The sequence below is a fragment of the Poseidonibacter ostreae genome, from assembly GCF_009208075.1.
GTDB classification, from domain to species: domain Bacteria; phylum Campylobacterota; class Campylobacteria; order Campylobacterales; family Arcobacteraceae; genus Poseidonibacter; species Poseidonibacter ostreae.
On the sequence record NZ_WFKJ01000033.1, the window covers coordinates 23,320 to 34,596 of the forward strand.

General features: G+C 26.7%; 9 protein-coding genes. All 9 read left to right on the forward strand.

The window, feature by feature from the left end; all coding sequences use genetic code 11:
- Positions 1-3: 3 nt before the first annotated feature.
- The 9 genes from GBG18_RS10695 (at position 4) to GBG18_RS10735 (ending at position 10,675) form a co-directional block, all read left to right on the forward strand.
- Positions 4-996 carry a TraU family protein gene (locus GBG18_RS10695; protein WP_226896471.1) on the forward strand — a complete coding sequence of 331 codons (993 nt, stop codon included), beginning with the start codon at positions 4-6 and terminating at the stop codon, positions 994-996.
- A gap of 18 nt (positions 997-1,014) precedes the next feature.
- The gene (locus GBG18_RS10700) at positions 1,015-1,407 is read left to right on the forward strand and encodes a thioredoxin domain-containing protein (RefSeq protein WP_152190964.1); all 393 of its coding nucleotides are present in this window, start codon (positions 1,015-1,017) and stop codon (positions 1,405-1,407) included.
- Positions 1,408-1,944 (forward strand): metal-dependent hydrolase, encoded by a 537-nt coding sequence (locus GBG18_RS10705; RefSeq protein ID WP_152190966.1) that lies wholly within the window; start codon positions 1,408-1,410, stop codon positions 1,942-1,944. It abuts the gene before it with no gap.
- 13 nt (positions 1,945-1,957) lie between these two features.
- Positions 1,958-4,915: a DNA topoisomerase gene (locus GBG18_RS10710; protein ID WP_152190967.1), complete on the forward strand. Its 2,958-nt coding sequence runs from the start codon at positions 1,958-1,960 to the stop codon at positions 4,913-4,915.
- The gene (locus GBG18_RS10715; protein WP_152190969.1) at positions 4,909-6,210 is read left to right on the forward strand and encodes an ATP-binding protein; all 1,302 of its coding nucleotides are present in this window, start codon (positions 4,909-4,911) and stop codon (positions 6,208-6,210) included. Before GBG18_RS10710 ends, GBG18_RS10715 begins: the two co-directional genes overlap by 7 nt.
- Before the next feature lie 11 nt (positions 6,211-6,221).
- On the forward strand, positions 6,222-6,653 hold the full coding sequence (locus GBG18_RS10720) for a lytic transglycosylase domain-containing protein (protein ID WP_152190971.1): 432 nt from the start codon (positions 6,222-6,224) through the stop codon (positions 6,651-6,653).
- The gene (gene traN / locus GBG18_RS10725) at positions 6,650-9,451 is read left to right on the forward strand and encodes a conjugal transfer protein TraN (protein ID WP_152190972.1); all 2,802 of its coding nucleotides are present in this window, start codon (positions 6,650-6,652) and stop codon (positions 9,449-9,451) included. The genes GBG18_RS10720 and traN overlap by 4 nt, the downstream gene beginning before the upstream one ends.
- A gap of 162 nt (positions 9,452-9,613) precedes the next feature.
- The gene (locus tag GBG18_RS10730; RefSeq protein ID WP_152190974.1) at positions 9,614-9,922 is read left to right on the forward strand and encodes a hypothetical protein; all 309 of its coding nucleotides are present in this window, start codon (positions 9,614-9,616) and stop codon (positions 9,920-9,922) included.
- Positions 9,923-9,994: 72 nt separating this feature from the next.
- Positions 9,995-10,675, forward strand: a complete 681-nt coding sequence (locus GBG18_RS10735; protein WP_152190976.1) for a hypothetical protein — start codon at positions 9,995-9,997, stop codon at positions 10,673-10,675.
- The last annotated feature ends 602 nt before the right edge of the window (positions 10,676-11,277 follow it).

Consider the following 11,277-nt stretch of genomic DNA (forward strand, 5'->3'; position numbering starts at 1 on the left):
AAAATGAAAAAGTTTAAATTATTTACAAACATTAAAATATTAATTCTTATTTCTTTAATTAATGTAAATAGTTATGCCTGTATGGAAGATAAAAGTGCATTATTAAAGATGACACAAGATTTGTGTTATGAATGTATGTTTCCTATAACAATAAGTGGATTAACACTTATAAGTGGTCCAATGGATGACCCAAACCCATCTTCACGTTCTCCTATATGTATATGTTCAGACCCATTTCCAAGAATAGGTATTCCTGTAAGTTTTTTTGAACCAAATAGGCTTATTGAAGTTGTTAGTGAACCTTATTGCTTCCCTAGTTTTGGATTTAGTGCAACCTCTAATTTAGGTGGAATGCTAGGTGGGAATAAGCAAAGTGGGGGAACGACCTCAAGTAGAAACTTCATGCAGTCACATTATGGTATTTTTCCTGTTTTATCAATTTTAGAATTAATTACTGATTTCTTATGTATGGAAAGTTCTGGTGTTGATTATGCGTATATAACAGAAGTTGACCCATTATGGAATAGTGATACTTTAGCAGCAATAATATCACCTGAAGCATTACTTTTTGGAAATCCTGTAACAAACTTAGCTTGTATTGCAGATTCAATTAGTTCTAATTTTGGATATCCAATAGATTTATTATTTTGGTGTATGGGTTCATGGGGAAATTCATATCCTATGACAGGAAGTCATTCAGCAAAAAATTCTTATATGGCAGATGTTGCAGGTATTGCATCAAAAATGATTTACAAAATGCACAGAGAATTAATACTTTGGGGAAGTGTAGGGAATCAAGGATTATGTGGAAAATATCCTATGCCTATATGGCAAAAGACAGCTTACAGATTACAACCTGTTATACCTGTTGCAACTCCAGAAGCAATAGTTATAGGGCAAACAGGTTTAAATTGGGATTCTTTTAAAAATCCACCAAGTATGTTCAATAATTATTCTTTTATTCTTTTTAAGAAAAGAGATTGTTGTGCATTATAATCTGAACAAAGGAAAAAAATGAGAAATTTATTAATACTACTAATGATATTCATTAGTGGACTAAATGCAGATAGTACTTTGAATATATATGAAGCATTTCAAAAAGCAAAAGAAACAAATAGACCACTTTATTACATAGTAACAAGTGCATCTTGTGAGCATTGTTATAAACATCTTAAAAATACTATTATTCCAAATAATGAATTAATTAGGAAAGACTTTGTATTAGCTATTAGTGATTTAAGTAAAGGGGATAAAGTACCAAATGACTTTCCTTTTGATGGTTATACACCAACTACGTATATTATTGCACCAACAGGTGAGTTAATGATTAGTCCATTAAGAGGGAATTTTGATGAAAATTTTTTATATCAAATTTTACAAAAAATATATAATGCATATGGAAATTAAATGACAGCTAAAAGCCACTTAACTACAACACTAGTTGTAGGATTTATTCCTTTATTCATTTTTAAGAATGATTTGATTCATTTAGTTGATTATGTAGCTGTTTATCTAATTGGCTTAACAACAGGAACATTGTTCCCAGATATTGATGAAAGTAGATCTTCTATAGGAAGAAAAGTTCCATTAATTTCTGGCTTTATAAATAAAACTGTTGGACATAGAAATTTAACTCATAATATATTTTTATATATACCATTTATGATTTATGCATATTATATGGGAACACAGACATATAAATTAGAATATATATTAATTTTAGGGTTTTGTTTTGGTGCAATTTTACATATATTAGAAGATTGTCTTACTAATAGTGGAGTGAGTAATGCAATGAAGCCTTTATTATCTAATTTTGTAATATTAGGAAAAAAATATAGATTTAAAACAAATGAAAGATTTGAAAACTATGTGTTTTATCCCATAGTTTCATTAATATTAATAGTTGAAATAGACTTATTTGTTCATTTTATTCTATTTAATTGAAGGTAGGGAAGTTATGAAGAATTTATTAATAGTAGAATCGCCAAATAAAGCAAAAACAATTAGACAATGGTTAGGTAATGATTGGTATGTGATAGCATCTGGTGGACACATTAAGAATCTACCTAAAAATTCATATTCAATAGAAAAAGCAAAAGATAAGTTTTCTGCAACTTGGGAAGTAATGGATAATAAGAAAAAGCTTCTATCTGATATAAAAAGCAAAATAAAAGATGTTCAATATATTTATATTGGAACTGATGATGATAGAGAAGGTGAAAGAATTGGTTTTGATATTGTTGAGCATTTTAAAATAAAAGACTACTACCGAGTAATTTTTCATGAAATTACTAAAGAAACAATATTTGATTCATTAAAGAATGGACTTTATATAGATAAGAATAGAACTAATGCACAATTTGCAAGAAGAGTTATTGATAGAATAATTGGTTATCCAATATCAAGTGCTATTAGAGATAAATTCAAGAAAGATAAAATTGCAGATGATGAATCAATTAAGAACTTAGGTATAGGTAGAGTAACTGCACCTGCATTAAATATTATTGTTCAAAATGAAAGAAGAATACAAAAATTTATTCCTAAGAAATATAAAAAAATATACATTACTTATATGCATGAAGGTTTACAATTTAATGTAAGTAATGGAATGAAGTTTTATGAGGAACAATATGAAGAACTTAGTTTATTACATACAATGGTTAATGATGGAGAGATTGAGCATGTAGTTGAAAAGTATAAAGAAGATACTAGGGATGTTGCACCTTATGCGCCTTTAATTACAAGTAGAATATATAGAAACATGAATTATCTTTATCATCTTGACCCTTCACAAACAAAGAAAATTCTCCAGAAACTATTTGAGGGTATTGAAATTGTTAACAAAGAATCTGGTGTAAAAGAAATTATTGGATTAATTACTTATCCTAGAACTGATAGTTTTAACATATCTGAAAAAGCAATAGATGCAATAAGAAGCTGCTTATATGAAAAATATGGAAAAGAATATGTAACCCAAACAGCTAGAGTATTTAAAAATAAAAGTAAAACTGCACAAGAAGCACATGAAGCAATTAGACCTACATCATTTAGCAAAGAATTCTTTCCTAAAAATTTAAGAAATACATTAACAAAAGAACAATTTAGTGATGAAGAGTTTCTAGTATATGAATTTATCTTTTATAGAACATTATCAACTCAAATGAAAAATTCAATATATGATAATAGTAAGCTAATTATTAATATAGGTGGTAACAAGTTTCAATGTATTGGTAATAAACAATTATTTGATGGATGGGAAAAACTTCTAGGTGACAAAATAAAGAAAGCTGAAGATGAAGATGAACATGAAATTGTAGAAGTTCCTAAAAGTCTAAAAGTAGGGGATATATTAGGTACAAGAACAATTTCTTTAAGTGAACCTAAAAATGATAAGACACCACCCAGAATTGGATTAGGTAGATTTATTACAATATTAGATGAAAAGAACATTGCAAGACCTAGTACTATTGGAGATGTAACAGACTTACTTATAAAAAGAAAATTAATAAGTGTTTTAAATAACATGCTAATACCGACAGAACTTGGAATAAGTTTAGTTACCTTTTTAGAAGAGCATGGAGAATGGTTAATAGATATTGATCATACAGAAGAGTTTGAAAAACAGCTTGATGAAATAGAAGAGGGTGGAGAACCTAATAAATTAATATATGAATACGACAAGTTGAAAGATGAATTCTTAGATAAGCTTGGATTTAATTATAACGATAGTAATCAACCTCAAGAATGGTTAATTGATAAAGCTAATAATATTGCATTAAAAAAGAATGAAGTATTAGATGAAGCTATTAAAACAGATATCAAGAAACTAAAGAAATATATTCTAGAACATGAAAAGACAACTAAAATTGGTAAGTGTCCAGAATGTAAGAAAAATGATATTCATGAAAGAGAGAAAACATATTCATGTAAAAACATAGCTTGTGATTTTACTATTTGGAAAAATAGTATTATTAAGTTTTTTGAGAATTTTGAAAAGCATATGCCTGTAACTACTCATAAAGATTTATTAACTCATATATTAAAAAATAAAAAAATATGGTTTGATGATTTATATAGTAAAAAGAATAAAAAAACATTTTCAGCATTTGTAATTTTAGAAAAATCTACTAATGGTAAAAGTCATCAACTTGCATTATCTTTCTCAAGAACCAATATGAAAAGTATTGATGATAAATATTTATTTAATGCTGATAACTATGAAGACATAAAAGTAATAGATGTACATGATGAAAATACAATTATAAATGAAGAAGAATATCATGAATCAAATATAAATGTTGTTGAAGAAAACACAGCTACAAGTGAAAATAAATATAAGGAATCTAATATTGAATTACTTAAAAAAGTTGATGATTTAAAAAAAGAAAGAAGACTACTAATATTAGAAAATCAAAAAGATAAATTAACTAGGGTTTATAATAGAGGAAAGTTTGAAGATGATTTAAACAAGATATGGGATGATAGCTATACTGATTTAACAATAGGATTTATAGATTTTGATAAGTTCAAAATGATTAATGATAAATACGGACATCAAGCAGGTGATGAGGTATTAATAAAGATATCTAACCTAATACATGAAACAGTAAGAAACTTTGATATAGAGCTTTATAGATATGGTGGTGAAGAGTTTTGTCTAATTTCTAAAGAAAATAGAAGTTTATCAAATGAAATATTTGAATCTCTAAGAAAAGACATTAGAAAATATCCATTTATCTTCAATAATATTAAAGTAAATGTAACTATTTCAATTGGTGTAACCTTTAGAAATGAAGAGGATTCTACTCAAACATTTATTAAGAGAGCTGATGCAATGGTTTATCAAGCAAAAGCAAAAGGAAGGGATAGAATTGCAATTGCAATTGATGAAGAAGTAGAGGAACTATTATGGTAAACGATGGATTACTACTAGCAACAGGATTGGTATATAAACAAGAAAAATTTACATTGAATCTAGATGCAAAAGAAGTCAACAATCCACACTTAATACTTATTGGGGAAAGTGGATCTGGAAAAACTACATTAATGTTGAAATTAATAATGGAAATGTATTTAAAAGGTAAAACTATATTTCTAATAGATTTTCATGGTGATATGAAAATTAATGGAGAAAACTATATTAAATATACTCCAAGAAATTCACCTTATGGAGTTAATCCTTTTGAGTTAGAAATAGATGAAGATTGTGGTGGGGTAAATATTCAAGCTGAAGTTATGACTGTAATGTTGAATCAGTACTTCATGGATAATAAATTAGGTAAAAAACAAATTAATATATTAAAACAGCTAATAATTGATACTTATAAGATTAATGGAATTGTTGATAAAGATATAAATACGTGGAGTAATAAAGTACCAAGAATGGATGATTTGGGAAATCTTGTTAATTATATAAAAAAGATTATAAATACAGGTATACCTTGTAATAAAAAACTACTTGAAGAATCTATTGAAAACATTAAAAGATATTTACCAAAAGAACTTGCAAAAGATGCAAAAGAAAGTATTGAAAAGATTGAAGAAACAATTGATGGAATAGAAACAAATGAAAACAAAAATAAGTTTGAAGCGATAGATATAAATTTTTATCTTAGTTCTTCAGTTAAAAGAGTATTTGAGGGATTATATGTTTATTTAGAAGATATCACAAAAATGACAATCTTCAATGGAGAAAAACCAAAAATAATAAAAGGTATTAATAGATTAGATTTTTCTGCATTTACTCAAGTTAACAAACCTTTAATAGCAAAATTCTTAGCTGAATTTACTGCACAAAAACTATTTAGAGCATCAATGCTAAGAGGTCATTATTCTGATTTAAGTAATGTACCAGAGGGAAGTAAATTTGATAGAGTTTTAGTATTTGATGAAAGTAAGTTAGCATTACCACATGGAACAGAAAAATCTAACTCTTTCAATATTTTTAATAGACTAATTACTGAAAGCAGAAAGTTTGGACTTGCTTTGTTCCTAGCAAGTCAACGAGTAGAACACTATAGTGATGAAATACTTTCAAATGTATTTACTAAAATTATATTAAAGGTAAAAGCAAACAATTATAAATCAATTGCAAAAGTTTTAGGTGTGAAAGAAGACTTTATTGCAGATACGTTTAATAGAACAAATGGAAGACCTGCAATTATAGAAACAAATGGTAATAAACATAGTTACCTAATAGAAAACTTTTAAAAGGTATTAACATGAAATATATATTTTTAATTCTAATATTTATCAACTTTTCTCAAGCTGCAAAAGTGAATTATTTTGAGGAAGTAGGTAATCATTTTGGAATTGATCCTCTTTTATTATGGTCAATAGCAAAAGTAGAAAGTAATCATAATCCTAAAGCAATTAATTTTAATAGTAATGGAACAAAAGATATTGGAATTATGCAAATCAATACAATTCATATTCCTACATTAAAAAGATTAGGTTTTCAAAAAGAAGATTTATGGAATCCGAGAATAAATATTTATATGGGTGGATGGGTATTAAAAAGATGTCTTAAAAAACATGGTCTTACTGTTAATGGAGTTACATGTTATAACGGAAGAATTAATAATAATCCATATGGGTTAAAAGTAATAAAACAGTTAAAAAAAGTTTATTCTAAAAAGAAAAAAGATACATGAAAAGAATATTATTCATATTATTAATTACGTACATGGAAATGTTAAGTATTGATTGTAATAGTATTAGTAGTGTTGAACAGTATAATAATCATTACTATGCTAAAACATACCAAAGAACTAGTTATGAAGTTGCTAGAATATCTGCTATTAATGAAAATGGATATCTTGCAATTCCTAATGATAGTGGAGAAAATGAGTTCATTAGAAAATTGGTAGGTGGTAATACAGAAGCTTGGATTGGAATTCTTGATCCAAATAATACAACAAATTATTGTTATGATAATAGTACATGTGCCTTTAATGATTCAAGATTTAAAGATGTATTAAACAATGGTTTGACATTTAAAAAATGGGCTAATCTTGAACCAAACAATTATATTGAAGCTTCAGATATTGAAGATGGTAAAGCAGTAGTTGATCCATTAGGTGAAAATTGGGTTATTATCAATGGAAATAATGGAGAGTGGCATGATGTGGGGAATCACAAAAGTTCAAATCAAAATCCAAGAAAACATATTTCGGTTATTGAATTTGATACAAAGCCAAGTTGTTTTTTTGAAGATGATGGGGTAAGTGAAACTGATTTTGACGAAAGAGTATGCAACACAAAAGTTTTTGATGATAACATAGCAAATGCAAGTGAAGGAATAGAAGCTAAATGTTTATTTGATATTAATGGAAAAGAATATTGTCCTCAAGATTTAGCTCCTGCTGATTGGTTCTGGAGCTATATAGATGGTGAATCTGTAGAAACTGTTAGTACCGTTACAGATTATGCACAAGGAGAGTATCAAGAACTTACTACAACAGTAAGAGATTTTGCAAATAGTGATTCTAGTACACAGAATACAGGAACAGTTGTTGATTATGATAATGGTGAGAGTGCAACTTATACAGGGGTTGTAACAGATTATACTTCAATGACAAGCCCATTATTAACAGCAGACCCAATTGTATTAGGTGCATATACTTATAATTGGTGGAATTGTGATTCATGTGGAATTATGCCAATTGGATATTTAAGAACGACAATAAGAAAAGCAGGTGGTTCAGGAAATAGTTTATCAGGTGGTGGAGTTCTAAATGATTCTCCAAATACTATTCAAGTAGGTATAAATAGCTCTTATATAAATGTATCCCCTGGACAGATAGCAATTGTACAATATAAAAAAGTAGGTAATAAAAGTACAGGAGTATATAGGTCAGCAGGTGGAAAACCTACAATTAGGCTAAAAGCAACTACAAGTTGTTTAAATTGGGGAATAGAACAAGGAACAAAAGATTATCCTACCCATAAATATTGTAAGGATAGTGGTTCAAATAATTATACCTCTTGCCCTAGTGGATATCAAAAAGGAACTAATGCAGTAGGTCAATTCTATTGTTATAAAGATGTTTATCCTTGTCCTAGTAGTTATACAATTGAGGGAAGTGTATGTAAAAAAGATATTAACTTTAACTACTATTCATATTCTTGTCCTGTTGGATATACAATTGATAATCAAGGATTCTCAACTTTTGAAAAAACAGACCCAGATGGTAATGTAGTCAATTGGGTTACTCTTGATGATAATGTAAATGAACCAACACCACCAATAGGAAACTGTACTAAGGTTATAGATTATGACTACTACACTTATGGATGTGAAGATGGTTACACAATAGTTGATGAAGGATTAGATACATGTTATAAGACAGATAATGATTTAGATGGAGTAAGTAATGATTTAGCAAATGATTGTAATAACCCAATTCCACCAGAATCGAATTGTTATAAGGATATAGATTACAATCACTATACTTATGGATGTCCTGCTGATTATGCAATTGCAAATTTTGGGTTAGATACATGTGCTAAAACAGACCCAAATGTTACTATCAATAATGAAAATACATTAATTGATAGTTGTAATGAAAAGATTCCACCTGTAGGAAATTGTTCAAAAAACATTGATTACTCATCTTATGAATATATATGTACATCTGAACAAAATGTATTTAATGAAGATTATAATCCTGTTAATGAAGGATTAAAAGGATGTCTAAAAACTGATGATGATTTAATTAATACTAATGCAGAACTAGGAGATAATTGTAATGATGCCGAATCACCTGTAAATAATTGTAAAACAACGGATTACGCTTGTAATAGTGAGATAAGAGAACCTGTATGGTTAGATGACCAATGGAAATGTAGCCCTTATCCTTGTTATGGAAATGAGAATGTAGAAGATTTAAGTGGTAATGTCGGTACATTAGATAAACAAGATAATGGATGGACTGAAGATGGTAAATGTGATGGAGAAATTTATATCTTTAATGGTGAATCCCAACAATGTCGAAGTAGTGATAAATTCTTTGGTTTAGCAGGTGGTGGTTGTTGTAATGATGATAAATTCGCATTAGGCTTATTAAGTTGTAGAGCTGAAGAAAAAGAATTACAAATAAAAAAAGAAAATGAGAAATGTCATTATATAGGTGAATACTGTTCTAAAAAAGTAAACTTAGGATTTAGTAAAATTTGTGTTAGAGAATCAAAATCATATTGTTGTTTTAACTCACAATTAGGTAAATTAATTGCAGTACAGGGAAGAGAACAATTAACGGATATTCTTTGGGGTTCACCAGAAAATCCAAACTGTAGAGGTTTTACAATTGAAGAATTTCAAAGATTGGATTTAGGGCAAATGGATCTAAGTGAGTTTAGTGATAATATAACATTACCAGATGTAGAAAATCAACAAAATACTATTATTCAAAAAGTTAATTCACATATGAACTTAATTAAAAACCAATAATAACTTCTTATAAATAGTGAATTTATTATTTAATTCACTATTTACTTCTCTAAAGAACTATTACCTATTATTAATCTAAATGTATAAATAGTTAATTAAAATTAATAAATTATAAATAAATATAGTATATAATTAACTTAAAGTTAACATATTAGGATAATTATGAGTAAAAATAATATAAAAATAAATAGTAATATTAAAAATGAATGTATAGAATTATTTAAAAAGATGAACATTAATGTTAAGGAATTTGAAACTAGAGGTCATCATATTTTGTTTAATTATGAGAACTTATTTATTGTTTGTAAAAGTAATAAATTTGAATTATTTGATTTTATAGAATTTACAGATAAAAATGCAGCTAAAGAATTCTTTCTAAAACAGAGAACTACAAAGAACATACAACCTACAAAAATGATAAGAACAAGAGAAAATGAAATCTGCATTAGAACATTGTTTAAAAATATATAAAAAATTTACTTAAATACAATTATTATTATTTTATGCTAAAATCAAAAATAAAATCTATTAATAAGAATAACTTTGTCAAAAAAAAAATTACCTAAAACAAAATCAAATAATATACAAAAGCAAAAGTACTTAAAAACATACTTATTACAAAAACGATACACATTAAAAGATTTAAAATGTGAAGTTATTTTAATGATTTGTGATATGTTAATCGATAACTATATAAAAGCTGAAGATGATGGAAAGAATGAAAAACTTATTGAAGAATTAACTGCTACAGAAAAGATATTAATTTATACTAATATGAAAAATTTACAAGAAGATATACAAAAAAATATTCTAACTATTGATAAAATTCAATATATCATTGATAATCAATCAAAAGATAAAAATAGTTTAATAGAAGCTAAATTAATAGATAGTTGTCATTATTTTTACAATTTATGTGCTACAAAATTAAAGTCTGCAATTATTTCTAGAACAAATAATGAAAATGAATTAAAATGGATACCAGATTTAATTGCTATTCTTTTAATTCAGGATATGAAAGAGAAGGGTTATTCTTTTAACAAGTTTAAGTTTATTGAAGAATATGATTTTGATAGATTATTCAGTGTGTATATGAAAACTAATATTTTATTGAAGCAGAAAAACAAGATATCGTTATTCTCAAAAGAAAAAACAATAATAAATATTATGGAAAGTGTTTCTTATGAAATTGTAAAAGAACTAATAAATAGTAAATATAGATAACTTATTATTTTGTTACTTTAAATTAAAAAACACCCAAAATTGGTGCTTAAAAATATATCATAGTTAAATAGTTAAGTTTAAAATTTAGAGAAAGTTCCAAAAACTACAATATTATGAACAATTAGTATATATTAAAACTTTATTCAATGATTGAAAATCTCTTAACTATAAAAGATTTTATGGAACATGTATTATTAAGCTAGTATAATTGATAAATATGATTATTAGAAAAACAAATTGAATTGAGAAAAAACTCTAACTATATCTGTAGATATACTTTATGATGAGTGTCTTAGTACGGGTATAGAAACATTTGAGTTGTCAGAATATAAATATGGCAAAGACTTACAAAAATGGTTTGACCGTAATCTTTAGATAAAAGTAGTAAGTCAGTTTTTTGGGCAAATTATATGCTTATAAATATTGTCTCATTAATAGGTTGATTTGCAATAATCTTTTTGTTTCTCTAAAATCTACAGATAGGCAAGTTGTATGATTTATAGTTTTTCAACAGTACTTTTCATTTATAATTCATTTCGCCCATTCAACTTAGAAATGCAACACCAATCCTAAAATTATGCTGATAATTTCCTTTGTAAAAT